The 24094-nt window shown below is 66.1% G+C and carries 27 protein-coding genes; 18 read left to right on the plus strand and 9 right to left on the minus strand.

From position 1 onward, the window contains the following. Window positions 1–14 precede the first annotated feature (14 nt). The gene (msrA, locus tag ACFDS3_RS00220) at window positions 15–638 is read right to left on the minus strand and encodes a peptide-methionine (S)-S-oxide reductase MsrA (protein WP_375260310.1); all 624 of its coding nucleotides are present in this window, start codon (window positions 636–638) and stop codon (window positions 15–17) included. Window positions 639–764: 126 nt separating this feature from the next. On the opposite strand from msrA, the gene ACFDS3_RS00225 reads away from it, so the two are divergent. From ACFDS3_RS00225 to htpX, 3 genes are all read left to right on the plus strand, one after another. Next, the gene (locus ACFDS3_RS00225; RefSeq protein WP_375260311.1) at window positions 765–1658 is read left to right on the plus strand and encodes a D-amino acid aminotransferase; all 894 of its coding nucleotides are present in this window, start codon (window positions 765–767) and stop codon (window positions 1656–1658) included. A 75-nt stretch (window positions 1659–1733) separates the two neighbouring features. Next, entirely contained in the window at window positions 1734–2435 is a 702-nt protein-coding gene (locus ACFDS3_RS00230; RefSeq protein WP_375260312.1) for an HAD family hydrolase, read from the plus strand. Window positions 2436–2505: 70 nt separating this feature from the next. Then, entirely contained in the window at window positions 2506–3408 is a 903-nt protein-coding gene (gene htpX / locus ACFDS3_RS00235; protein WP_375260313.1) for a zinc metalloprotease HtpX, read from the plus strand. Here htpX and ACFDS3_RS00240 read toward each other — a convergent pair whose 3' ends face one another. Together ACFDS3_RS00240 and ACFDS3_RS00245 are read right to left on the minus strand one after the other, a co-directional pair. After that, a complete protein-coding gene (locus ACFDS3_RS00240) occupies window positions 3409–3693 on the minus strand; it encodes an SCP2 sterol-binding domain-containing protein (RefSeq protein ID WP_375260314.1) in 285 nt (94 codons plus the stop codon). Between the two features lie 57 nt (window positions 3694–3750). Continuing rightward, window positions 3751–4971, minus strand: coding sequence for an argininosuccinate synthase (locus tag ACFDS3_RS00245; protein WP_375260315.1), 1221 nt, complete (start codon window positions 4969–4971; stop codon window positions 3751–3753). A 118-nt stretch (window positions 4972–5089) separates the two neighbouring features. Between ACFDS3_RS00245 and ACFDS3_RS00250 the strand changes: the two genes are divergently transcribed. Next, window positions 5090–5815: a hypothetical protein gene (locus ACFDS3_RS00250; RefSeq protein WP_375260316.1), complete on the plus strand. Its 726-nt coding sequence runs from the start codon at window positions 5090–5092 to the stop codon at window positions 5813–5815. A 26-nt stretch (window positions 5816–5841) separates the two neighbouring features. After that, window positions 5842–7089, plus strand: a complete 1248-nt coding sequence (ilvA, locus tag ACFDS3_RS00255) for a threonine ammonia-lyase IlvA (protein ID WP_375260317.1) — start codon at window positions 5842–5844, stop codon at window positions 7087–7089. Here the strand turns inward: ilvA and ACFDS3_RS00260 are convergent. After that, window positions 7041–7370, minus strand: coding sequence for a hypothetical protein (locus tag ACFDS3_RS00260; protein ID WP_375260318.1), 330 nt, complete (start codon window positions 7368–7370; stop codon window positions 7041–7043). The genes ilvA and ACFDS3_RS00260 overlap by 49 nt on opposite strands. A gap of 153 nt (window positions 7371–7523) precedes the next feature. On the opposite strand from ACFDS3_RS00260, the gene ACFDS3_RS00265 reads away from it, so the two are divergent. Then, window positions 7524–8774, plus strand: a complete 1251-nt coding sequence (locus ACFDS3_RS00265; protein WP_375260319.1) for a PP2C family protein-serine/threonine phosphatase — start codon at window positions 7524–7526, stop codon at window positions 8772–8774. On the opposite strand, the gene ACFDS3_RS00270 is transcribed toward ACFDS3_RS00265, so the two are convergent. Beyond that, on the minus strand, window positions 8771–9205 hold the full coding sequence (locus ACFDS3_RS00270) for an NUDIX domain-containing protein (RefSeq protein WP_375260320.1): 435 nt from the start codon (window positions 9203–9205) through the stop codon (window positions 8771–8773). The genes ACFDS3_RS00265 and ACFDS3_RS00270 overlap by 4 nt on opposite strands. Window positions 9206–9287: 82 nt before the next feature. Here ACFDS3_RS00270 and ACFDS3_RS00275 point away from each other — a divergent pair, with 82 nt between their 5' ends. The 7 genes from ACFDS3_RS00275 to ACFDS3_RS00305 all read left to right on the plus strand — a co-directional run bounded on the left by ACFDS3_RS00275 (window position 9288) and on the right by ACFDS3_RS00305 (window position 17759). Then, window positions 9288–10289 carry an Hsp33 family molecular chaperone HslO gene (locus ACFDS3_RS00275; RefSeq protein WP_375260321.1) on the plus strand — a complete coding sequence of 334 codons (1002 nt, stop codon included), beginning with the start codon at window positions 9288–9290 and terminating at the stop codon, window positions 10287–10289. Window positions 10290–10314: 25 nt separating this feature from the next. Further along, window positions 10315–10863, plus strand: coding sequence for a CoA pyrophosphatase (locus tag ACFDS3_RS00280; RefSeq protein WP_375260322.1), 549 nt, complete (start codon window positions 10315–10317; stop codon window positions 10861–10863). Further along, window positions 10860–12008 carry a CCA tRNA nucleotidyltransferase gene (locus tag ACFDS3_RS00285; RefSeq protein WP_375260323.1) on the plus strand — a complete coding sequence of 383 codons (1149 nt, stop codon included), beginning with the start codon at window positions 10860–10862 and terminating at the stop codon, window positions 12006–12008. The genes ACFDS3_RS00280 and ACFDS3_RS00285 overlap by 4 nt, the downstream gene beginning before the upstream one ends. A gap of 63 nt (window positions 12009–12071) precedes the next feature. Then, window positions 12072–13913, plus strand: coding sequence for an ABC transporter ATP-binding protein (locus ACFDS3_RS00290; protein WP_375260324.1), 1842 nt, complete (start codon window positions 12072–12074; stop codon window positions 13911–13913). Continuing rightward, window positions 13910–15748 carry an ABC transporter ATP-binding protein gene (locus ACFDS3_RS00295; protein ID WP_375260325.1) on the plus strand — a complete coding sequence of 613 codons (1839 nt, stop codon included), beginning with the start codon at window positions 13910–13912 and terminating at the stop codon, window positions 15746–15748. Before ACFDS3_RS00290 ends, ACFDS3_RS00295 begins: the two co-directional genes overlap by 4 nt. Next, window positions 15749–16951, plus strand: a complete 1203-nt coding sequence (locus ACFDS3_RS00300; protein WP_375260326.1) for a class I SAM-dependent RNA methyltransferase — start codon at window positions 15749–15751, stop codon at window positions 16949–16951. A gap of 103 nt (window positions 16952–17054) precedes the next feature. Continuing rightward, complete coding sequence (locus tag ACFDS3_RS00305; RefSeq protein WP_375260327.1) at window positions 17055–17759, plus strand: murein L,D-transpeptidase family protein; 705 nt, start codon at window positions 17055–17057, stop codon at window positions 17757–17759. Here the strand turns inward: ACFDS3_RS00305 and ACFDS3_RS00310 are convergent. Continuing rightward, window positions 17756–18331 (minus strand): CAP domain-containing protein, encoded by a 576-nt coding sequence (locus tag ACFDS3_RS00310; protein ID WP_375260328.1) that lies wholly within the window; start codon window positions 18329–18331, stop codon window positions 17756–17758. The two genes, ACFDS3_RS00305 and ACFDS3_RS00310, sit on opposite strands and share 4 nt — an antisense overlap. A gap of 166 nt (window positions 18332–18497) precedes the next feature. Here ACFDS3_RS00310 and ACFDS3_RS00315 point away from each other — a divergent pair, with 166 nt between their 5' ends. Together ACFDS3_RS00315 and ACFDS3_RS00320 are read left to right on the plus strand one after the other, a co-directional pair. Beyond that, window positions 18498–19094, plus strand: a complete 597-nt coding sequence (locus ACFDS3_RS00315; RefSeq protein WP_375260329.1) for a L,D-transpeptidase — start codon at window positions 18498–18500, stop codon at window positions 19092–19094. Window positions 19095–19243: 149 nt separating this feature from the next. Then, the gene (locus ACFDS3_RS00320) at window positions 19244–19432 is read left to right on the plus strand and encodes a hypothetical protein (protein ID WP_375260330.1); all 189 of its coding nucleotides are present in this window, start codon (window positions 19244–19246) and stop codon (window positions 19430–19432) included. Window positions 19433–19507: 75 nt separating this feature from the next. Here the strand turns inward: ACFDS3_RS00320 and hemH are convergent, their stop codons facing one another. Then, window positions 19508–20590, minus strand: a complete 1083-nt coding sequence (gene hemH / locus ACFDS3_RS00325; RefSeq protein WP_375260331.1) for a ferrochelatase — start codon at window positions 20588–20590, stop codon at window positions 19508–19510. A gap of 55 nt (window positions 20591–20645) precedes the next feature. Then, window positions 20646–21494, minus strand: coding sequence for a methyltransferase domain-containing protein (locus tag ACFDS3_RS00330; protein WP_375260332.1), 849 nt, complete (start codon window positions 21492–21494; stop codon window positions 20646–20648). Window positions 21495–21515: 21 nt separating this feature from the next. On the opposite strand from ACFDS3_RS00330, the gene ACFDS3_RS00335 reads away from it, so the two are divergent. Genes ACFDS3_RS00335 through ACFDS3_RS00345 form a run of 3 tightly spaced genes read left to right on the plus strand, consistent with a single transcriptional unit; the run spans window position 21516 to window position 23345 of the window. Further along, window positions 21516–22241 (plus strand): double zinc ribbon domain-containing protein, encoded by a 726-nt coding sequence (locus tag ACFDS3_RS00335; RefSeq protein ID WP_375260333.1) that lies wholly within the window; start codon window positions 21516–21518, stop codon window positions 22239–22241. A gap of 31 nt (window positions 22242–22272) precedes the next feature. After that, window positions 22273–22527 carry a glutaredoxin 3 gene (gene grxC, locus ACFDS3_RS00340; protein WP_375260334.1) on the plus strand — a complete coding sequence of 85 codons (255 nt, stop codon included), beginning with the start codon at window positions 22273–22275 and terminating at the stop codon, window positions 22525–22527. Then, window positions 22524–23345, plus strand: a complete 822-nt coding sequence (locus ACFDS3_RS00345) for a carbon-nitrogen hydrolase family protein (RefSeq protein ID WP_375260335.1) — start codon at window positions 22524–22526, stop codon at window positions 23343–23345. Before grxC ends, ACFDS3_RS00345 begins: the two co-directional genes overlap by 4 nt. On the opposite strand, the gene ubiG is transcribed toward ACFDS3_RS00345, so the two are convergent. Next, complete coding sequence (gene ubiG / locus ACFDS3_RS00350; protein ID WP_375260336.1) at window positions 23335–24066, minus strand: bifunctional 2-polyprenyl-6-hydroxyphenol methylase/3-demethylubiquinol 3-O-methyltransferase UbiG; 732 nt, start codon at window positions 24064–24066, stop codon at window positions 23335–23337. The genes ACFDS3_RS00345 and ubiG overlap by 11 nt on opposite strands. Window positions 24067–24094 lie beyond the last annotated feature (28 nt).

Genomic DNA, 24094 nt, shown 5'->3' on the forward strand with positions numbered 1-24094 from the left:
GGTCCGCGCGCGCGTCAATTCACGAACGGCGCGTCGTCGCCCCAGACCTCGCGCACCCGCGCGTCCCGGCCGCAGCCCTCGCGGTAGCGCTTGTAGGCGACCTCTTTCGGCACGGCGAGCCCGACGGACGAGAACGCGATCCGGTCGTCCGACTTGTAGTAGTCCTGGTGGTATTCGCCGACCGGGTAGAACTCGTCGAAGGATCGAACGGGCGTCACGATCTCCTGCCCCAGCTCTTCCTCGGCGGCGGCGATCGCGGCTTCGGCGGCTTGGCGTTGCTCCTCGGTCTCGACGAAAATGGCGGTGGTGTATTCCAGCCCCCGGTCGCAGAACTGCCCGCCCTCGTCGAACGGGTCGATCGAACGCAGGAACAGGTCGTAGATCTGGCGATAGCTGACTTCGCTATCGTCGAAAGGCACCTTCGCCGCTTCGATATGGTCGCCCGAGTTGCCGTAGGTGGGGTCTGCCGTGGTGCCCCCGGTGAAGCCCGAGATCACGTCGCCGACGCCCTCGACCTCCTCGAAATCGGCCTCGACGCACCAGAAGCAGCCGCCCGACAGGTAGGCCGTTTGCGGCGCGGCGCCGGCCGGCAATGCGGTCGCCGCAACGGTCGCGGCAAGGATGGTGGCTTTCATCATGATCGAGTCCTCCTTTGCAACAGAACCTGCCCTCACCCGCCGCCGTTTCAATCGAACTTCCCGTGAGCGATGTTTCACGCCCACTTGCCCTTGCACACCGCGCGGCGACGGTGTTCGCATCGCCCCATGAGCACGCATGACGCCCTCGAGGACCCGCGCAACGCCGACATCCTGATCTGGGTGAACGGCACGCTGAAACCCCGCGCCGAGGCGACCGTCTCGGTCTACGACTCGGGCTTCATGCTGGGCGACGGCATCTGGGAGGGCCTGCGCCTTCACAACGGCACGTGGGCGTTCCTGTCCGACCACCTCGACCGGCTGTTCGAGGGTGCGCTGGCGATCGATCTCGACATCGGCATGGATCGCGCTCAGCTGACCGACGCGCTGAACGCCACGGCTGCGGCGAACGGCATGACGGACGATGCCCATGCCCGCCTGATGGTCACACGGGGCCTGAAGGCGCGGCCGTTCCAGCACCCTTCGCTGTCGCTCGAAGGGCCGACGGTGGTGATCATCTGCGAACACTCCGTGCCCTCCCTGCCCGCGCCGATCCGGCTGGCGACCGTGCCACACCTGCGTGGCCTGCCGATGACGCAGGATCCCAAGCTGAACTCGCACTCCAAGCTGAACTGCATCCTCGCCTGCGTCGCCGCCCAGAAGGCCGGCGCGGACGAGGCGCTGATGCTCGACATCCACGGCTTCGTGAACACGACGAACAGCTGCAACTTTTTCATCGTGCGGAAGGGCGAGGTTTGGACCTCGACCGGGGACTACTGCATGAACGGGATCACGCGGGCGAAGGTCATCGACCTGTGCCGGGCGAACGACATCCCGGTGCGCGAGCGCAACTTCTCTCTGGTCGAGTGCTACGGCGCCGACGAAGCGTTCCTGACCGGCACCTTCGGCGCGCAGACCCCGGTGAGCGAGATCGACGGCCGCCCCATCGGCACCGAGGCCGGACCCGTCACCCGCCGCATTCGCCGACTGTATGCCGACCTGGTCGCACACGACTGCGGCTGAGCGGGACCCGGCGGTCTCTCACAAGTCTCACACGAAACTCCTAAAGAACTCTCACCGATCTCCGACGGAAGTCTCATGGTCCAAATCGCCGCCTGGTCCGGCCCCCGCAATCTGTCGACCGCCATGATGTACGCCTTCGCCGCCCGCGGTGACTGCGCCGTCCGGGACGAGCCGTTCTACGCCCCCTTCCTCGGCCTGACCGGTCTGGACCACCCGATGCGCGACCGGATTCTTGCCGCGCACCCGACCAACCCGGACACGGTCGTGGCGGATTTCATGGCCGAGACTCAGCCGCACACCTACCTCAAGCTCATGGCCCACCACATGATCCAGGGGGTGCCCCGCAACTGGGCGCAAGGCTGGCAGCACCTCCACCTGATCCGCCACCCTGCGCGGGTGATCGCAAGCTACAACCTTAAGCGGGACACGCCGACCCTGGACGACATCGGGTTTCCACAACAGGTTGACCTGTATGAGCAATTCGGCGGCGTGGTCATCGGTTCCGCCACCATCCGCGCCGATCCGCCCGCCGCGCTGTCGCGGCTGTGCGACGCGCTGGGCCTTCCCTTCAAGGACGCGATGCTGCGCTGGCCGGCCGGCAGTCATCCTTCGGACGGGGTCTGGGCTTCGCACTGGTACGGGGCGGTCCACGGCTCCACCGGGTTCGCCGGGCCCGAGGGCGATCTGCCGGTGCTTGAGGACGACGCCGCCCGCCTCGCCGACGCCGCGATGCCGTTCTACGAGACGCTCCTGCGCCGCGCCATCACGACCGGCTAGGCGCGGCGGGTCTTTCCGCGACGCCCCGGCCACCCCATATCCGGCGCAAGAACGACCATTCGGAGCCAAAATGGGATACGTGAAGACCGCGATGCTGATGGCCGCGATGACGGCCCTGTTCATCGGCGTCGGCTACCTGCTTGGCGGGACGAGCGGCATGGTCATCGCACTGGCGGTTGCCATCGGGATGAACGCCTTTTCGTGGTGGAACTCGGACAAGATGGTCCTGCGGATGCACAACGCGCAGCCCGTGGGACCGAACGACCGCACGGGCCTCAGCGACATGGTCGCCGGTCTTGCGCGGAACGCCGACCTGCCGATGCCCGCCGTCTACATCATCGACACGCCGCAGCCGAACGCCTTCGCCACCGGCCGCAACCCTGAGAACGCCGCCGTCGCCGTGACCACGGGCCTGATGCGCAGCCTCAGCCGCGAAGAACTGGCCGGCGTCGTGGCGCACGAGCTGGCGCACATCAAGAACCGCGACACGGCGATCATGACGGTCACGGCGACCTTCGCCGGTGCGATCTCGATGCTGGCGAACTTCGCGCTGTTCTTCGGCGGCTCGCGCGAGCGGATGGGCATAGTCGGCACGCTGGCGATGATGATCCTTGCACCATTGGCCGCCGCGCTGGTGCAGATGGCGATCAGCCGGACCCGCGAATACTCGGCCGATCGCGCCGGGGCCGAGATCTGCGGCAACCCGATGTGGCTTGCCTCGGCGCTCGAGAAAATCGCGAAAGGCGCGGCGCGGATCGACAACAACACGGCCGAGCGCAATCCCGCCACGGCGCATATGTTCATCATCAATCCGCTGCACGCGCACAAGCACGACAACCTGTTCTCGACCCACCCGGCGACCGAAAACCGCATCGCCGCGCTCCGCGAGATGGTCGGCGCGGTCAGTCCCGCCTCCGGTCAGCCGTGGTCAAAGCCGCAGCCAAAGGCGGAGCAGCGCGGCCCCTGGGGCTGACTACTTGAGAAGCTGCGAGAGTTTCAGGGCGACCTTCATGTCGCCTGATACCTTGATCTTGCCCGTGGCGAAGGCCGTCATCGGGTTCAGCTTGCCCGCGACAAGCTTTTCGAGGTTCGGCTCGGAGATGTGGATGGTGCAGTCGGCCGGATCGTCGGCCAGTCGTGCCTCTGCCCCCTGAAGGGTGATCGCGCCGTCATCGCCGCAGTCGAACTTGATGCTGTCGTCCAGCGGCTTTCGGTCCAGCCCGCGCTGAAACCTGTCGCGAATGTCGGTGAGTGCCATCTGCCCGTCCTCCTGCACGCGATCTGCATGAAGGACGGGCGTGACTGAAGCGTGACGTTACGACCCGAGCCGCCGCTTGCGCGCGGCCAGCAGCTTGAGGCGCAGCGCGTTGAGCTGGATGAAGCCCGCCGCGTCCTTCTGGTCGTAGGCGCCGGCGTCGTCCTCGAACGTGACATGCGCCTCGGAGTAAAGCGAGTGGTCCGACCACCGCCCGACCGTCCGCGCCAGACCCTTGTAAAGCTTCAGCCGGACCGTGCCGGTGACGTGCTGCTGGCTGTGGTCGACGGCGGCCTGCAGCATCTCGCGCTCGGGGCTGAACCAGAAGCCGTTGTAGATCAGCTCGGCATAGCGGGGCATCAGCTCGTCCTTCAGATGCGCCTGACCACGGTCGAGCGTGATCTGCTCGATCCCGCGATGCGCCTCCAGAAGAAGCGTGCCGCCCGGGGTTTCGTAGATGCCGCGGGACTTCATGCCGACGAAGCGCCCCTCGACGAGGTCGAGCCGGCCGATCCCGTGCTTGCCGCCCAGTTCGTTCAGCTTCGTCAGGATCGTGGCGGGTGACATCGTCTCGCCGTTGAACGACACGGCATCGCCCTTCTCGAACCCGATCTCGATGAACTCGGGCGTATCGGGCGCGTCCTCGGGATTCACGGTGCGCTGGTAGACGTAGTCGGGCGCGTCGTCGGCCGGGTTTTCCAGCACCTTCCCCTCGGACGAGGTGTGTAGAAGGTTCGCATCCACGCTGAAGGGCGCCTCGCCGCGCTTGTCCTTGGCGATCGGGATCTGGTTCTTCTCGGCGAAGTCGATCAGCTTGGTGCGGCTGGTCAGGTCCCACTCGCGCCAGGGCGCGATCACCTTGATCTCGGGGTTCAGCGCATAGGCGGCCAGTTCGAACCGGACCTGGTCGTTGCCCTTGCCGGTCGCGCCATGGGCCACGGCGTCCGCACCCTCGGCCGCGGCAATCTCGACCAACCGCTTCGAGATCAGCGGCCGGGCGATCGACGTGCCCAGCAGGTAGAGCCCTTCATACAGCGCGTTGGCGCGGAACATCGGGAAGACGAAGTCGCGGACGAATTCCTCGCGCAGATCCTCGATGTGGATCGAGGTGGCGCCCATCATCTCGGCCTTTTTGCGTGCGGGCTCGAGCTCTTCGCCCTGGCCCAGATCGGCGGTGAAGGTCACGACCTCGCAGCCGTATTCGGTCTGCAACCACTTGAGAATGATCGACGTATCGAGCCCGCCCGAATAGGCCAGCACCACTTTCTTCGGTTGCGACATGATCCCGTGTCTCCTTTGCGTCATGGCGCGGATAGGACGTTTCGTCCATGTCGGCAAGATTGCACGCAGGTCGAACCCTGGGGCAGAAGCGACGAGAGGCATGCCGAAGGGGGCCGCGATGAAGGGTTGGAAGCTGTTCAGACACTCCGTCGCGATGATCTCGCGCGACGTCGGCGCGGCGTTCCGGGTGACCGGCCTGCCTTACGTCATCATCCTCGCCGTCAGCTTGGCCTTTCCCGCCTTCTTCAGCGTGGATCCCGAGGTCGAGATGTCCTTTACTCCGGCAGTGCTCGTGGCGGCAGTCGCGTATTTCGCGGCCTCGCTCTGGCTGGCCGTCCAGTGGCACCGCTACGTCCTGACGGGCGAGATCCAGCGGGGCATCATTCCCCCTTGGCACGGCAAGGCGATCCTCGCCTATCTCGGGCGATCGACCCTGCTCGCGGTGATTGCGATCCCAATCTTCCTCATCCTCTTCATCCCCGTCGGCATCCTCGCGGCCACGGGGATGGCGTTGGGGGTCCTCGTGCTTCTGGGCGCCGCGGTCGAGGCGCTGGGGCTCGCGATCCTTGGACGGTTCAGCCCGATCCTTCCGGCGGCGGCCCTGCGCGAGCCGCTTTCCCTGGGGCAAGCTTGGCGAGCGACCGAGGGCGCGACGGGGGCGATCCTGGTCGCTGCGGTTCTGCTGTCGCTGTTGTCGACCCTACCCGCGTTCCTGTTTCTCGTCGGCCTTGGGGTCATCGCGACCGTTGCGAACCTGGCGTTCCAGTGGCTGCTCACGCTGCTGACCGTGAGCCTGATGACCACGATCTACGGGCACTATGTCGAAGGGCGCGAATTGACCTGAGCGCACCTTGGGGGCATTCCGAAGGCATGGATGATTTCACCGATGCCGCCCTGGCGCTGACGGCCCGCCTGCGCACGCTGTTTCCGGCAACGCCGCTGCAGCGCAACGCGTATCTCAGCCAGAAATACGATGCCGACATCTGGCTGAAGCGCGAGGACCTAACTCCGGTTCGATCCTACAAGATCCGCGGCGCGTTCAACGCGATGCGCAAGGCGCGCGAGGCGAACCCGGATCAGTCGCTGTTCGTCGCCGCCTCGGCCGGCAATCACGCGCAGGGCGTGGCCTTCAACTGCGCGCATTTCGGTGTGAAGGGTGTGATCTTCATGCCCGTCACGACGCCGCAGCAGAAGATCGACAAGACCCGCGCCTTCGGTGGTGTGGATGTCGAGATTCGCCTGATCGGGGACTATTTTGACGAGACCCTGCGCGTCGCGCAGGAGTTCTGCGCGGCCGAGGGCGGTCATTTCCTTGCGCCGTTCGACGATCCGCACGTGATCGAAGGGCAGGCCTCGGTCGCGGTCGAGATTCTGGACGAACTGGACACACCGCCGGACGTGGTGGTCCTGCCGGTGGGCGGCGGCGGCCTGTCTTCAGGCATCAAGCGCTACCTTGACGCGACGGTGCCGGGCCTGCCCCTGTGGCTGGTCGAGCCGGTGGGCGGGGCGAGTCTGACGGCGGCCCTTGCCGCGGGTTCGCCGCAGACGCTCGGCCGGGTGGACAGCTTTGTCGATGGCGCCTCGGTCGCCCGGATCGGGGCGCGGCCCTTCGATGTCCTCAAGACGGTCCCGCCCGAGCAGGTCCTGCTCGCGCCCGAGGACCGCATCTGTGCCACCATGCTCGAGATGCTGAACGTCGAGGGAATCGTGCTGGAACCGGCCGGCGCGCTGTCGCTCGATGTGCTGCCCGACCTGGCCGAGCATGTCCGCGGCAAGCGCGTCATCTGCGTGACATCTGGCGGCAACTTTGATTTTGAGCGGCTCCCCGAGGTGCGCGAGCGGGCGCAACGGTTTTCGGGTATCAAGAAGTACTTCATCCTGCGCCTGCCCCAGCGCCCCGGCGCGCTCAGGGACTTCCTGGAGCTTCTGGGCCCCGAGGACGACATCGCCCGGTTCGAGTATCTCAAGAAGTCCGCCCGCAACTTCGGGTCCGTCCTGATCGGAATCGAGACGCGGCACGCCTGCAATTTCGAGTCGCTCTTCGCGCGGCTCGATGCCGCGGAGTTCGTCTATCGCGACATCACCGGCGACCCGATCCTGGCGGAATTCCTGATCTGATCGGTGCACTCTGCACCAAAGGCTTCGGCCGACCGCTCCACCAGCACGCTGATCGCGTTCGCGTCGATGTCCTGTCCGTTGCGCGCCGCGGTTTCGGCCCTTTTGCATGCGAGGGTCAGGCAAGACATGCCTATGGTCTGCGCGGATGCCTTCAGTGTCTGGAACAGAGGCACGCTGCCTGCGGGATCGACCGCCGATATCCGCGGGATCATGTCGGCAGCCTCGGAAACAAAGAGCGCGAGAAGCTCGGGCAATATGTCCTCACCCAGGTCGCGGCGCATCTCGGCGAGGCGCTGCATGTTCAGCAGGGGTGGCAGATCATCCATGACCGAAAGAGTGACACAGGCGTGTTAAAAACAGGTAACCGGGCCCTTTAAGCGCCGCTTAAGCTCTCGGCGTCTATGGTTCGGCTTGTGCAGAAGGTATCCGATGCCGTGACCGACCTCGACCTAGACACGACGAGCGCCGTACCCGTGCGGCGTCCGACGATCCTTCTGGTCGACGACAGCAGCCTGCAGCGTCGCGTCCTTGCAGCGGCGCTCCGAAACAGTCCGTTTGTCCTCATGGAGGCGGCAAGCGGGGAAGAAGCGCTCGCCCTTTGCCGCACCAGCCCGCCCGACATCGTGATCAGCGACTGGATCATGCCGGGAATGAGCGGACTTGAACTATGCACCGCCCTACGAGCCGAGTTTCTGGACGATTACATCTACTTCATCATCCTGACGTCCAAGACCGGGACCGACGAGCTGGCCTTGGCGCTCAGCCTCGGTGCGGACGATTTCGTCAGCAAGCCCCTGTCCCACCAAGAACTGATCGCCCGGATCACGGCGGGCGAGCGCATCCTCAGCATGACGCGCCAGCTTCGCCAGAAGAACCGCCTCGTCATGCACACGCTCGACCGGATGAGGCGGATGAAGATGCGGTTGGACCAGGATTTGGCCGAAGCCCGCCGTCTTCAGCTGTCCCTGTCGGCGAAGGGGCCAATCGAGCTTCCGGGTTGGTCGATCCACTTCGACCTTGAGCCTTCGGGCCATGTGGGCGGGGATATCCTTGGCACCTTTCCCGCCGGCGGGGGCCGGATCGGGCTCTACTCGATCGACGTGTCCGGGCACGGCATCACCTCGGCGCTGGTCACGATGCGGCTGTCGTCATGGCTGACCGGCGGCAGCCCCGAACAAAACGTCGCGCTGTGCAAAGGTATCGACGGGGTCAGGATGCTGCCCCCGGATCAGGTCTGCGCGCGGCTTAACGAGCGCTTTCTGGCGGACCACGACACGAGTCACTACTTCACCATCCTGATTGGCGAACTCGATCCCGCGACCGGGCGGTTCGCCTATTGCCAGGCGGGCCACCCGCACCCGCTTCACCGGACTGCAGGGGGCGAGATGCGCTTCGCGGGGCAGGGCGGCCCGCCGGTCGGGCTGCTGGACAGCGTGCAGTACGAGAGCGGGGAAGTCATGCTCGCACCCGGAGACAGGCTTCTGATCTATTCGGACGGGATCACCGAATGCACGGGGCCGGACGGCATGATGATGGAGGAGGCGGTCCTGACCGGCATGATCGAGCGCCACGCGGGCGCGCACGGCGCGGCGCTGTTGTCGGCAATCCGTGCAGAGGTGGTGGCAATGCTTCACGGAGCGCCATTGCCGGATGACGTCTCTGTCATCCTGATCGAGCGGCTCTAGCCAAGCAGCGCCTTCAGGAACCGCGCATCGCCAGGGATTGAAAGCCGGCGCACCGCCTCTTCGGCTTCCATCCAGATCGCCTCGTGCTCGGGCTCGATCGGCGCGCTGATGCGCAACGTGGGACGGGCGAGGTAGATGTGGCAGACCTTCTCGGCGTACATACGGTAGTCCGGCATCCACACGAAGCGCCGATGCGCCCCGAGCCGCCGCGGCGACTTGATGCGATAGCCCGTTTCTTCGTACACTTCCCTGTGAAGAGCGCGTACCGCGCCCTCGCCGGGGTCGATGCCGCCGCCGGGAAGCTGCAATTCCTCGCGAGGGCGCTTCTGAAACGTCACCAAGACACGCCCGTCCAGCATGAGGATGGCATATGCGCCGGGACGGTGCGTATAGCGGACGCCGGCCTCTGGGGCGGCTTCTGTGCGGATCATGGCGGCCTCTCCGGGGTTCACGCGCGCGTCACCTTACCTATATGGGGCCAGTAAAGCGACAATCCGCTCAACCGAGGAAGCCATGACCCTGGGACAAACCATCGCCTGGGACGACACCGTCCTGCCTTTCCAGCTGGACCGCTCGGATATCCGCGGCCGCGTCGCGCGGCTTGACGGTGTTCTCGGCGAGGTCCTGCGCCAGCACACATACCCGCCCGAGATCGAGGCGCTGGTCTCCGAGGCCGTCATGCTGACCGCGCTCATCGGCCAGACGATCAAGTTGCGGTGGAAGCTGTCGCTGCAGGTTCGCGGCGACGGCCCGGTGCGCCTGATCGCGACCGACTACTACGCGCCCGGCGAGGACGGCAGCCCCGCCCGCATCCGCGCCTATGCGAGCTATGACGACGACCGCCTGAAGACCGGCGGGGACGCCTTCGACCAGATCGGCAAGGGCTACTTTGCGCTGCTCTTGGACCAGGGCGACGGGATGAAGCCGTATTCGGGTATCACGCCTATCGCCGGTGGTTCGCTGTCGGCTTGCGCCGAGACGTATTTCGCCCAATCCGAGCAACTGCCTACCCGCTTCGCGCTGACCTTCGGCCAGTCGCAGGAGCCGGGGCAGGGCGTGCACTGGCGTGGGGGCGGCATCATGCTGCAGCACATGCCGGCAGCCTCACCCCTCCGCGCCGATGCCGACGCCAGCGGCAAAGACGGACTGATGAATGCCGACGACATTCTCGACGGCGACGAGGCCGAGAACTGGACCCGCGCGAACACCCTGCTCGACACCGTGGAAGAGACCGAGCTCGTCGGTCCCCGCGTCGCCCCGACCGAGCTTCTGGTGCGCCTGTTCCACGAAGAGGCGCCGCGCGTATTCGACGCCCAGCCCGTCCGCTTCGGGTGCACATGCTCGTCCGACCGGGTCCGGCAATCGCTGTCGATCTACTCGCAGCGCGACCTCGCGCACATGACGACGGAAGAGGGCACGGTGACCGCGGACTGCCAGTTCTGCGGCGCGCATTACGTTTTCGATCCCAAGACGCTCGGGTTCGAGGCCGAAGAGGCGCCGAGCGACGGTGAGTGAATTGCGCGACAGGTTGAGGTCGGCATTGGCGCGGACATCCGCACCCTCGTCTGACTTCGACCTGTCCTCCGGCTTCCCGTGCAAACGCCCGACGCTGCGCGAGGCCGGCGTTCTCGTCCCGGTCCGTACGGACGGCCGGGTCATCCTGACCAAGCGCGCAAGTCACCTCAGCCAGCATCCCGGGCAGATCGCGTTCCCGGGCGGCAAGGTCGACGCCTTGGATGCCGACGCCACGGCCGCTGCCCTGCGCGAGGCGCACGAGGAGATCGCGTTGCCATACGACGCGGCCGAGGTTCTGGGCACACTTCCGTCCCATGTCACCGTCACCGGCTATCGCATGACGCCCGTGATCGCGTTGATCCACGGCACCCCGGAGCTGCGCCCCGAAGCCGGAGAGGTGGCCGAAATCTTCGATGTGCCGCTGTCGCACCTTTCCGTAGCCTCGAATTACACGGTGCAGGACCGCCTGTGGCGTGGCGAACTGCGCCGGTACTACGCCGTCCCCTTCGGCCCCTATTATATCTGGGGCGCGACCGCACGGATCCTGCGCGGCCTGGCGGAGCGGATGGCATGAGGATTGACGGTCCCTGGCGCCGAGACGCCGGTGTGCAGCGGTTCCTTGCCGCCCTGTCCGAGGCCGGACATCGCGGGCTGTTCGTCGGGGGCTGCGTGCGGAATGCGGCCCTTGGCGCTCCGGTGGATGACATCGACATCGCCACCGATGCCGCGCCCGAATGCACTGTCGAAATCGCCGAGGCTGTCGGCTTCAAGGTCGTCCCCACGGGGATCAAGCACGGGACAATCACCGTGATCGCCGAGGGTCGGCCGCTGGAGGTAACGACGTTCCGCCGTGACATCGAAACCGACGGGCGCCACGCCACGGTCGCCTTCTCGACCGACGTGGCCGAGGATGCGGCGCGGCGGGATTTCACGATGAATGCGCTTTATGCCGAGGCGGACGGCACGGTCGTCGACCCATTGGGCGGTCTGCCCGACCTGCGGGCCCGGCGCGTGCGTTTCGTCGGTGATCCCGGTGCGCGCATCGTCGAGGATTACCTGCGGATCCTTCGCTATTTCCGCTTCCACGCCTGGTACGGCGATCCTGCCGAAGGCATCGACGCCGAGGCCCTCGCGGCCTGCGCCGATCTGGCGGAGGGGATCGAACGCCTTTCGGCGGAGCGGATCGGGAAGGAGATGCTGAAGCTGCTTGGCGCCGCCGACCCTGCGCCGTCAGCCGCCGCGATGGAACATGCGGGTATCCTTGGCCGCGTCTTGCCGGGGGCTTCGACCGCCATGGTTGCGCCGCTCGTTCACCTTGAAGAGCTTGTCAGCGTTGCCCCAGATGCGCTGCGGCGCCTCGCGGCCGTTGGCGGAGAGGACGTGGCTGACCGCCTGCGCCTATCGAAGAAGCAGAGCGCCCGGCTTGCACGTCTGCAAAGCGGGATTGGTGACGAATCTGGCCTGGCCGAGCTTGCCTGGCGTCACGGACGGGACCAGGCGCAAGACATCGCTCTTTTGCGCGCCGCACACTTCTCGGCACCGTTGCCTGCCGATATGAACGAAAAGCTCGACCTCGGGGCAGAGGCGATCTTCCCGGTGCGGGGTGCGGACCTGAAAGGTCGGTTCGAGGGTCCCGAGATCGGCTGTCAGCTTGAGGTGCTCGAACAACGCTGGATCGCGTCGGGCTTCACCTTGTCGCGCGAGGATCTGCTCGACTGACCGGCCGCGCTTTTCCTTTTCGGCGCCGGTCCCTATGTCAGCGGGGCACCCCGGAAGGCTTTCATGTTCCGTTTCTTCGAAAACCTGGTGGACCCCTATGCCCACCACTCGGACAACGACGCGCCACCGCGTCGCCTTTGGCCGTTCCTGCATGACTACTCACGCCCCTTCTTCGCGATCTTCGCCTGGGCCGGCGTCACCTCGGTGGCCGTCGCCGCGATCGAGATCCTGCTGATCGCCTATCTTGGCCGAGTGGTGAACCTGCTGTCGGATGGCACGCCCGAGCAAACCTGGGCCGACCACGGCACGGAACTGAGCCTGGTGGCGCTCGCGATCCTGTTCGTGCGCCCGGCAGTCCAGTCGCTGAACGTGCTGCTTCTGAACAACGCGATCCTGCCGAATTACGGCACCATGTTCCGCTGGCGCGCCCATTCCCACGTGATGCGCCAGTCGGTCGGCTGGTTCGAGAACGACTTCGCCGGCCGCATCGCCAACCGCATCATGCAGGCGCCCCCCGCGGCCGGAGAGGCCGTGTTCCAGGTCTTCGACGCGATGACCTACGCCGTCAGCTACGTGGTGGGCGCGGCGATCCTGCTGTCCGATGCGGACCCGCGGCTGGTCATCCCGCTGGTGATCTGGGGCGTGCTTTACGGCGGCCTGATCCGCTGGGTCATCCGGCGTGTCGGCCCGGCCAGCCAAGCGGCCGCGGATGCGCGCAGCCTCGTGACGGGACGCGTCGTCGACAGCTACACGAACATCCATTCGGTGAAGCTCTTCGCACATCACGACCAGGAACTCGAATACGGCCGCGAGGCGATCGAGCACGCGCGCTCGAAGTTCCAGGTCGAGATGCGCCTCTTCACGTTGATGGACGTGACGCTGACGGTGCTGAACGGTGTGCTGACGGTAGGCGTCGTCGGCTGGGCTATTGCGCTGTGGTATTCCGGTGCGGCGACCGTCGGCGTCGTCGCGACGGCGAGTGCCCTGGTGATCCGCCTGTCGGGCATGACCGGCTGGGTCATGTGGGCCGTCAGCTCGTTCTTCCGCAACCTCGGCGTCGTCGCCGAGGGGATGGAGACGATCGCCCAGCCGATCGTCTTGACCGACCGCCGGGATGCGCGCGCGCTGACGTTCGATCGCGGGAAAATCCGGTTCGACGACGTGAGCCATCATTACGGGCGCAAGGAGGGCGGCCTCGACCACCTGAACCTTATCATCCACCCGGGAGAGAAGGTCGGGCTGGTGGGTCGCTCGGGCGCGGGGAAGTCCACGCTCGTCAAGTTGCTGCTCCGGTTCTACGACGCCGAGCGGGGGCAGATCCTGATCGACGGGCAGGATATTTCGACCGTGACGCAGTCGAGCCTGCGTCGCCAGATCGGCATGGTCAGCCAGGATAGCGCGCTGATGCACCGCTCGGTTCGCGACAACATCCTGTATGGCCGACCCGAGGCCAGTGAGGGCGAGGTGATCGAGGCGGCTCGCCGGGCCGAGGCACACGAGTTCATCCTGGGCCTTGCCGATGGTGAAGGCCGCAAGGGCTATGACGCGCATGTGGGCGAGCGCGGCGTGAAGCTGTCGGGCGGACAGAGGCAGAGGATCACGCTCGCCCGGGTGATCCTGAAGAACGCCCCGATCCTCGTGCTGGACGAGGCGACATCGGCGCTGGATTCCGAGGTCGAGAGTGCAATCCAGGAGACGCTCTATGGCGTAATGGAGGGCAAGACGGTGATCGCCATCGCGCACCGGCTGTCGACGATCGCCCGGATGGACCGCATCGTGGTGATCGACGAGGGCCATATCGTCGAAGAAGGGGCGCATGACGACCTCGTCGCGCGCGACGGGCTCTACGCACGTCTCTGGGCGCGTCAATCGGGCGGGTTTCTTGATCTGGAGGCGGCCGAATGATTCGTTCCATCGCAAACGTCATCGACGCCTTCCGCCCCGCCGACGGGGCACCCCCGCGCCAGCTGGGCAAGTTCTTTCTCTGGGCACTGTCAGGCGCATGGCCCTGGATGATCGTGGCGGGTGCCCTCTCGGCGCTTGCGGGCACGGCCGAGGTCTTCACCGCGCTGATCCTCGGATGGGTCGTGGATTCGGCGGCCGGCGCGGACGCGGTGGGCGGCTACTTTGCGGAGAACGCGCCGCTTCTGATCGGGTCGCTGGCATTCTTCCTGATCTTCAGGCCGATCATGTTCGGGCTGTCGTCGGCGTCGAACGCGATCATGGTGGCGCCGAACGTGAACCCGATGGTCCTGATGCGGCTCAACCGCTGGACGCTGGGACAGGCGGTCACGTTCTTCGACGACGACTTCGCCGGTCGCATCGCCCAAAAGCAGATGCAGACCTCGCGCGCGATCACCGAGGTCGCGTCCGAATTCATCAACGTCGTCTGCTTCGCGCTTGCCTCGGTCATCGGCGCGGCCCTTCTGATGGGCACGATCAGCGGCTGGATGGCCGTGGGCCTGGCCGTCTGGCTGGTGGTGTACCTGGGCACGGTTCGCTGGTTCATGCCCCGTATCCGCGTCCGCTCGAAAGCGCGCGCCGCGACGCGGGCGATGGTGTCGGGACAGGTCGTGGACACGATCACCAACATCAAGACGGTCAAGCTCTTCGCCCATGACGATCACGAGGACCGGGCGGCGCATGACGCGATCTCGACCTTCCGCGAGAAGGTGGTGGATTTCGGGGTCCTGTCGGCCGGGTTCCGCTTTGCGCTGATGACGCTGGCCGGCGTCCTGCCGGTCCTGCTGATCGGGGGAACGCTATGGCTCTGGACGCTGGACGCGGCGACGGCGGGCGACATCACCGCGGCGGGCGCGATTTCGATCCGGATCGCGCAGATGACGGGCTGGGTCAGTTTCACGCTGATGGGGATGTACGCCAATGTGGGCGAGGTCGAGGACGGGATGAACACCCTGACCCCGCCGCACCAGCTGACCGATCCCGGCGACGCCGATGCGCTTCCTCCCGGTGCCGAGGCGCGCTTTGACGGCGTGACCTTCACCTACGGGCGTAATGTCGGCGGACTGCGCGACGTGACGTTGACCCTGCACGAGGGCGAGAAGGTCGGCGTCGTCGGCGCGTCCGGTGCGGGCAAGTCGACGCTGGTGGCGCTGCTCCTGCGGCTTTACGACGCCGAGGCGGGGCGGATCAGCGTGGCCGGCAAGGACGTCCGCGAGGTGGCGCAGGCCGAGCTGCGGCAGCGGATCGGGATGGTCACGCAAGAGACGGCCATGTTCAACCGCTCCGCTCGCGAGAACATCCTCTATGGCCGTCCCAATGCAACCGAGGCCGAGATGATCGAGGCCGCCAAGAAGGCCGAGGCGCACGACTTCATCCTCAAGCTCAAGGACCACAAGGGGCGCGAGGGCTACGATGCCAATCTTGGCGAGCGTGGCGTGAAGCTGTCGGGCGGACAGCGGCAGCGCATCGCGTTGGCCCGCGCGATCCTCAAGGACGCGCCGATCCTCGTGCTGGACGAGGCGACCTCGGCGCTGGATTCCGAGGTCGAGGCCGCGATCCAGGAGGCGCTGGACCGCGTGATGGAGGGCAAGACGGTGCTGGCTATCGCGCACCGCCTGTCCACGCTGGCCAACATGGACCGGATCATCGTGCTCGAGGACGGCCGGATCGTGGAAGAGGGCTCGCATCCCGACCTGCTCAAGCAGGACGGCATCTATGCGCGCTACTGGAAGCGGCAATCGGGTGGCTTCATTCGCTATGACGAGGCGGCCGAGTAGATGCAGATAAGGATCGAGCGGCTCGGCCACCGCGGCGACGGCATCGCCGCCGGCCCGATCTTTGCGCCGCGCACGTTGCCGGGCGAACTGGTCGAGGGCGAGGTGACGGGTGACCGCGTGACCTCTCCGACCGTGATCGAGCCGTCGCCGGACCGGGTGACGCCGATCTGCCCGAACTACGACGCCTGCGGCGGGTGCGATCTGATGCATGCGGATGAGGCCTTCGTGGCACGCTGGAAGGTCGGCGTGGTGCGACAGGCGCTCGAGGCGCGCGGGCTGCCGGCGCCGATTTTGGGCATTGCGACATCGCCGGCCCGGTCACGACGGCGCGCGGTTTTGTCCGCCAAGGGCGGAGCGATAGGGTTCCACCGTCGGCGCTCGCATGATGTCGTGGACGCGACGGGCTGCCAGGTGCTCGTGCCCGAGATCGAGGGCGCTCTGCCGATGCTCGCGCGGATCGCGGGCGCGGCTGGGGCGAAACGAGCGGATGTCACGCTTCACGTGGTTTCGGGCAGAAACGGGCTGGACGTTGCGATAAGTGGCGGGCCGGATGTCGGGCAGGCGGAACTGACCGATCTCGCCGCACTTGCTGCCGAGGCTGATCTGGCGCGGCTGACGGTGAATGGCGAACTCGTGGCGCGTGCCCGTGCGGCCACCGTGTCCATCGCGGGGGCGCAGGTCGAACCGCCGCCGGCGGGCTTTCTGCAGGCCACGCAGCACGGCGAGGCGGCGTTGCTGGCCTGCGTATCCAAAGCCTTGGGCGAGGGGGGAAGGCTGGCCGATCTGTTCGCAGGCTGCGGCACCTTCGCGCTGCCCCTGTCCCGCCGGGCCGAGGTGCACGCGGTCGAGGGCGACGCGGCACTGCTTAAGACCGCAGAGGCCGCCTCGCGTCGTGCAAAGGGGCACCGGCCCCTGACGACCGAGACGCGCGACCTGTTCCGCGAGCCGCTCTCCGCAGCGGAGCTTGCGCGCTTCGATGGCGTCGTGATCGACCCGCCCCGCGCGGGTGCCGAGGCGCAGAGCCTTGAGTTGGCACAGTCGTCGGTCCCGCGCGTGGCGGTCGTGTCCTGCAACCCGCTCAGCTTTGCCCGCGATGCCGGGATTCTGCTGGCGGGCGGTCACCGGCTGGACTGGATCCGCGTCGTGGACCAGTTTCGCTGGTCCCCGCATGTCGAGCTTGCGGCATCTTTTCAATGCTCTTGACGGCGCGTTTCCGCCTCTCAATTTCGTGATGTTCGTCTGCCCGGTTCCCCGAGTAAGCCAGAAACGATAAAGGGCAAAAAAGACCCAGAGGCGAGCAAAGACAATGACGAAGATCCGGGCGCTCCTGATCCTGACGGCCCTGGCCGCCTTGGCGGCCTGTGGCGAACGCAGCAAGTTCCAGTCATACGAAGGAACCGAGGTGACGCGGCTCATTCTGTTCAAGGACGAGCGCAAGCTGTTCCTGATGCATGACGACGAGGTTCTGCGCGAATACGCTGTCGGCCTCGGCTTCGCACCCGATGGCCACAAGGAAATCGAAGGCGACGGCCGTACCCCCGAGGGCCACTACTTCATCAATCGCCGCAATCCGAACAGCCGCTTCCATCTGTCCATCGGCATCTCGTATCCCAACGAGGTCGATGTGGCGCGGGCGCAGTCGCTGGGAAAGACGCCGGGGGGCGACATCTTCATCCACGGGCGGGGGCCGACCTACTGGCAGGACGCGCCGGAGGACTGGACCTTCGGTTGCGTTGCGGTGACCGACGAAGAGATCGAGACGATCTACGCCATGGTGCGCAACGGAACGCCGATCTCGATCTATCCCTCGCGCGCGCACATGAAGGCCGAGATGAAGGCCCTCCGTCGACAGGCGAGGCAGGCGCGCAACGCGCCAGCCGCGGCGCCCGTCGTCGGCACGACCGCACTTACCCCTGCCAAGGCCGACACGACTGTGGTCGAACCGGCGCCCGCGGCGCCGGGCGCCGTTGCGCCGCCGCCGCTCATCCCGAGCGCGGCGGTCGCCGGTTAGCGGCCGGTCGGCGGCGCGACGATCACGCCTTCGGTCTGCCGGATTGCCGCCTGCTCGCGCGTGCCGGTGATCATCGTCCACCAGATCTTGCCGTTGGCTTCCTGATACCAGGCGAAGCCGAGGTCGCGCGCCACGGGGTCGGTCACGATCTGGCGCGTCTCGGGCGTTTCCATCCATGCGGCGAGAGTCTCGAGCTCGGTCTCGTAGGTCTCCGAGATGTTCTCACCCAGGACGCGGCCGCTGTAGCCTACACGCGCGGCCCGATCGAGCGGCGAAGAGCCGTCCGACCCGAAATGCCACGGCCGGTTCTGTACGCTCATGTCACGCGAATGCGTCGCGGCCGCTGCCGTAAGCTCGGAGTTCAGCGACAAGGGCGCCACACCGATCGCCTGCCGCAATGCGTTCGCCCCGTCGAGGAATCGAAGTTGGACCACGTCCTCGCCCTGCTCCGCCACGCGGTAAAGCTGGGGCAGCGGCCGCCCGTCCGGACCGAGTTGAACCGCCGGCGGCGGCGGGGCACAGGCAGCGAGGGTCAGGCACAGGGCAGCGGTCGCGAATGGGGCGAACTTCATCGACGAACTCCGGGTGGAAACAAGCCCTGCCCTTAGCGTCATGCCGTTGCCATAGCAATTCCGCTTGGGCGGTTTGACGCCGGCGTGAATTGCGCCGAACCTGCGGGCGCTGTATGACATGCTCAAAACAACACCAGCACCATTTTCGAGTTTTGAGGCGGTATCCATGACCACCAAGTTCTTCAGTGGCGTCAGCCGTCGTGCCTTCGTGGGCGGGGCCGCGGCCACCCTCCTGTCGGCCCCGGCAATCGCGCAGCAGGCCAACACGACCGAATTTCGGGCGCCCGTTTCCGGCGACACCCGGCGCAACGCGTCGAGCTTTCGGACGCTCGAATGGCAGCCCTATTTCGAGACGCTGAACAATGGCGCGATTCTCTGCGACATCTCCTCGCGGGCGCTACACTTCTGGAACGAAGATGGCTCTATCTACAAGCTCTATCCGACGTCGGTGCCCGAGACCGACGACCTGACCCGGCGTGGCCGCACGGAGGTGATCCGCAAGGTCGAAGGACCAAGCTGGGCCCCTACGCCCGATATGAAGAAGCGGAACCCCGAGTGGCCCGATTTCATTGGGCCGGGCCCTGACAATCCGCTTGGAACGCACGCATTGTATCTAAGCTGGCAATATTATCGCATCCACGGCACACAGGATACGCGCAAGATCGGCCGGCGGTCATCGAACGGGTGCATCGGCCTGTACAACGAGCATATCGCGGAACTCTTCAGCCTCACCACGCCGGGTACGCAGGTGTTGCTAATTTAACAGACTCTGGTTTGGCGGGAACCGTTCACGCGGCAGTGGCATTTGCGTGATGTGACTGATGGTGCTTAAACCTCAGTCGAGGTACAGTCTATCGGTGCCTGCTGCCGCCTCGCTAAACTCTAGGCACCAGGCTTAACTGGAGTAAAGACATGAAGAAAATCGCTCTCGCCGCTGCTCTTTCCGTTGCCTCGACCTCTGCGTTCGCCGGTGGCATAGCGCCGGTCGAGCCCGTGATGCAGCCCGCGGTGGTCGTCGAAGAATCGTCGTCCTCGTCGGCTGGTATCGTGATCCCGCTGCTGCTGCTGGCCGTCGTGGCTGCCGTGGCTGCTTCGGACTAATCCGCAGCACAACGTTTCAGGAAAAGGCGGTCGGTTTTCCGGCCGCCTTTTTCTGTGCCGGCTTGTCCGAAACGATCAGACCCACCCGGCGAGATTGTCGGCGATGACCGACTCGAGCGCATCGATATGCGCCGCGTCATCGTTCAGGCAGGGAATGTAGGTGAACCGCTCGCCGCCCGCGTGCTCGAAACTCTCGCGAATCTCTTCATTGATTTCTTCGAGTGTCTCGATGCAGTCGGCCGAGAAGGCCGGTGCACAAACGGCGATGTTCTTGATGCCCCGCTCGGCCAGGTGCGCAACCTCTTCCACCGTGTACGGCTGCAGCCATTCCTCGGGGCCGAAGCGGCTCTGGAAGGTGGTGGTGATTTGCGTGTCGTCCCAGCCGAGCCGCTCTTTCAGCAGGCGCGTCGTCTTCTGGCACTGGCAGTGGTAGGGATCGCCCTCCATCAGGTAGCGCTTCGGCACACCGTGATACGAGCAGACCAGCATCTCCGGCTTGGTCTCGAGCGAGCCATACACCCGCTCGACCGACTGCGCGAGAGCATCGATATAGTCGGGCCGGTCGAAATACGGCGGCACCGTGCGCGAGGCCGGCTGCCACTTGGCCTTCATCAGCGCGCGGAAAAACTGGTCGTTGGCGGTCGCCGTCGTCGCGCCCGCGTATTGCGGGTAGAGCGGGAAGAACAGGATCTTCTGGCATCCTTCGCGGATCATCTCTTCGACCTTGGCGAAGGTCGACGGATTGCCGTAGCGCATGCAGAACCCCACCCGGACGCCCTCGCCGAACCGGTCCTGCAACCGCTCGCGCAGCTTGGCCGTCTGCGCCTTCGTGATCGTCATCAAGGGGCTTTCGCCGGCCTCGTTGTTCCAGATCGTCTTGTAGGCCGCGCCGGACGAAAACGGGCGCTTGGTCAGGATCACGCCCTGAAGCAGCGGCTGCCACAGGAAGGGCGAGTAGTCGATCACCCGCTTGTCCGAGAGGAACTCGTTCAGGTAGCGGCGCATGGACCAGTAGTCGTAACCGTCCGGTGTTCCGAGGTTGGCCAGAAGGACGCCGATCTTGGCGGTCGGGATCTTCGGATGATCCGGCCCCGCATGGGCCGGACGCTCTGCATCCTTGGCGGTGAACATCGTTTCGGCGTTCTTCGTGTCGAGCATCGTGTCGGTCCTCACATCCGCGCGTGGCGTCGGGATATAGAATTGCTCTAAACTGTCAATCTCGGTCCCGGAGCGGAATGTCGCGGGCGGGATGCTCGGTCGTGCCAAGCGCATCCGCCAGCCGGGTGGTGGCCGAGCCGGGACGCAGCGGTTGCGGCTGGCTTTCGTCCGGAGCCCAGCCCGAGAGGTGAATGAACTCGAACGTCGTGTGAATGCGCGTCGGATCGTCGGCGTTCGGGAAACGGTCGTGATAAAGCCGCGCCGCCTCGGCGAACAGCATACGAGGCGGGATGCGGCGGTCACGCGCAGCAAGTGCATTCGCTTCGCCCATCTGCCGTAGTTCGTGCATCAGCGCGAGCGCATCGGCATAGCTGACGGTCAGCTTCTCGGTATCGGCGACGGGCAGGGCGAGACCGGCGCGTTGCAGCAGCGCCCCTGCATCACGGATCTCGAGCATCGGGGCGACGCGGGGGGAGAGCCCGCCAAGGATGCGGCTTTCCGCCTCGGCGAGCACGGCACGCAGCTCGGACAGGGTTCTGCCTCCGAAGGAGACCGACAGGACGAGCCCGTCCGGCCGGAGCGCCCGACGCGCCTGGGCAAGCTGCCCCACGGGGTCGTCGGCCCAGTGCAGCGCCATCGCGTGGAGCACGAGATCGTGGGTGGCAGGTTGCAGATCCAGCGTCGGGGTGTCCCCGACCACCGTCGCATGAGGAAAGCGCGCGGCCCAGAAATCAGGTTGGCTGGTGACGATCGCCACGTCCTGAAAGCTCCGCTTAACCATTTGCAAGCGATCTTCGAGCTGCTCTGCAGCGATCTCGTGCAGGAACAGGGCGTCTTGTGTCGCTCGTGCACGGTTGCGGGCAAGGGCGGCCCGGTCGGTCAGCTGCGGCGGTGCGGTGGTCATGGAAGCGGAGGTAAGGCGGCGATGGGTCTGTGGCAATCGGTGGTGGATGCGATCTATCCGCCCGGCTGCGCTTTTTGCGACGCCGAGACCGAAGCGGCGGGAGGGCTCTGCGGTGCCTGCTGGCGCGACACCCAGTTCCTGAAGGGGTGCATCTGCGACCTGTGCGGCGCCCCGCTGCCGGGCGAGGACGTTGCCGCCGGATTGCGCTGCGACGACTGCCTCGTGATCGGCCGACCGTGGTCGCGGGGCCGCTCGGCACTTGCCTATGCGGGTCCCGCGCGGACGATGGTCTTGCGCCTGAAGCATGGCGATCGGCTGGACCTCGTGGCACCGGCGGCGCGCTGGATGGCCGATGCGGGGCAGGCGATCTGGCCCGACGCGCCCCTGCTGGTCCCGGTGCCCTGCCACTGGACCCGCCGTGCCAAGCGCCGGTACAACCAAGCGGCTCTGCTGGCGCGGGGGATCGCGCGGCTGACCAAGGCCGAAGTCGCGCCTCGCGCGCTGGTCCGCACGTCACGCACAACGCTTCTGGACGGGAAGAACCAGGAGGAACGCTTCGAGACGCTGAGCGGCGTGATCTCGGCGCATTCCGGTCAACGGAGGGTCATCGCCGGGCGCAACGTCATTGTGATCGATGACGTTATGACGTCCGGGGCCACTCTGACGGCGTCGACGGAGGCCCTTTTCGCCGCGGGTGCACAGGACGTGCGGGTCCTCGCACTGGCACGGGTCCTGAAGGAGACCTAGATTCGTGGCAACACAGAAAAAAGGACACGCCATGGCGATTGTCGAAATCTATACCACGCCGCTTTGCGGTTACTGCCACGCCGCGAAGCGCTTGCTGACATCCAAGAACGTCAGCTTTGCCGAAACCGATGTCTCGGCCGATCCCGAGCTTCGGGCGAAGATGACGCAGCGGGCCAACGGGCGCCGGACGGTGCCGCAAATCTTCATCGGGGATACCCATGTCGGCGGGTACGACGACCTCGCCAAGCTGGAGCGCGACGGCAAGCTCGACCCGATGCTCGCGTGAGGGTCGGCCTCGTCCAGATGACGGGCTCGGACGACCCTGCGGCGAACACCGACGCCGCCCGGGCCGCCGTGGGCGAGGCTGCTCGTGAAGGCGCGACGTTTGTCCTGACACCTGAGGTCACGAACTGCGTCTCGGCCAGCCGCACACGGCAGCGCCAAGTGCTGCGTCGGGAAGAGGACGACTCAACCCTCGCCGCGCTCCGGGACGAGGCAGAGCGGGAAGGCGTCTGGGTCCTGATCGGTTCGCTCGCGCTGGCAACCGACGAAGAGAGATTTGCGAACCGGTCCATCCTGATCGGCCCGGGTGGCCAGATCGCGGCGCGTTACGACAAGATCCACATGTTCGACGTCGATGTCTCGGAGAGTGAAACCTACAGGGAATCCGCCGGCTACAGGCCCGGCGATCGCGCCGTCGTGGCGCAGACTTCCTTTGGCGGTGTCGGTCTGTCGATCTGCTATGACCTTCGCTTTCCCTACCTTTACCGGGCGCTCGCCAAGGCGGGGGCCTCTATCCTGACCGTGCCGTCGGCTTTCTCGCCTGTCACCGGTGCCGCACATTGGGAGCCGTTATTGCGCGCCCGCGCGATCGAAACCGGGTGCTTCGTCCTTGCCCCCGCACAGACAGGGCGGCACCCCACCAGCGAGGGCCGCGTGCGCGAAACCTACGGGCACGGCACGGTCGTCGCGCCGTGGGGCGAGGTGCTTCTGGACCAAAGGATCGAGCCGGGCGTGGCGGTGATCGATATCGACCTAGAGCAAGTCGCGGCCGCGCGGAAGCGCATCCCCAGCCTGTATCACGACCGCGACTTCAGTCTTTGACGGCCGTCCCCACGTAATTGACCGACAGATCGGTCGCGCTGAGGGACCACTTCCAGGAGAGCGGGTCGAACACCATGCCGGTACGGTCAACGCAGGCGATTCCGGCGCTATCCATCATCCGCTTCATCTCTTCCGGCGTGACGAAGCGATTCCAGTCATGCGTGCCGCGCGGCAACCAGCGTAGCACCCATTCCGCCCCAACGATGGCCAACGCAAAGCTCTTGGCGGTGCGGTTCAGGGTCGAGCAGATGACGATCCCGCCGGGCTTCAGAAGTGCGCCGCAGGTCGTCATGAACTCGGGTGGGTTGGCCACGTGCTCGATCACCTCCATCGCGAGGACGACGTCGTAAGCCGTCCCCTCTTCGGCTAGGGCCTCGGCGGTGGTGGCGCGATAGACGATCGTCAGTTCCTGCTCTTCGGCGTGGGCCTGGGCGACGGGGATGTTGCGCTCGGAGGCGTCGATCCCGGTCACCTTTGCGCCAAGGCGCGTCATCGGCTCGGCCAGCAGTCCGCCGCCGCAGCCGATGTCGAGCAGGGACAGGCCCTCGAACGGGCGGTCGTCGCGCAGGTCGCGGCCGAACTGCGCGGCGATCTGGCGCGTGATGTAGTCCAGCCGGATCGGGTTCATCTGGTGGAGCGGCCGGAACTTTCCGTTCGGATCCCACCACTCTGCCGCCATTGCGGAAAACTTGTCGACTTCTGAACGGTCTATGGAGGACATGCGGCGCCTTCTGATTTTCCGGGTCGCG

The sequence above is a fragment of the Palleronia sp. genome (genome assembly GCF_042089775.1).
Taxonomy (GTDB): domain Bacteria; phylum Pseudomonadota; class Alphaproteobacteria; order Rhodobacterales; family Rhodobacteraceae; genus Palleronia.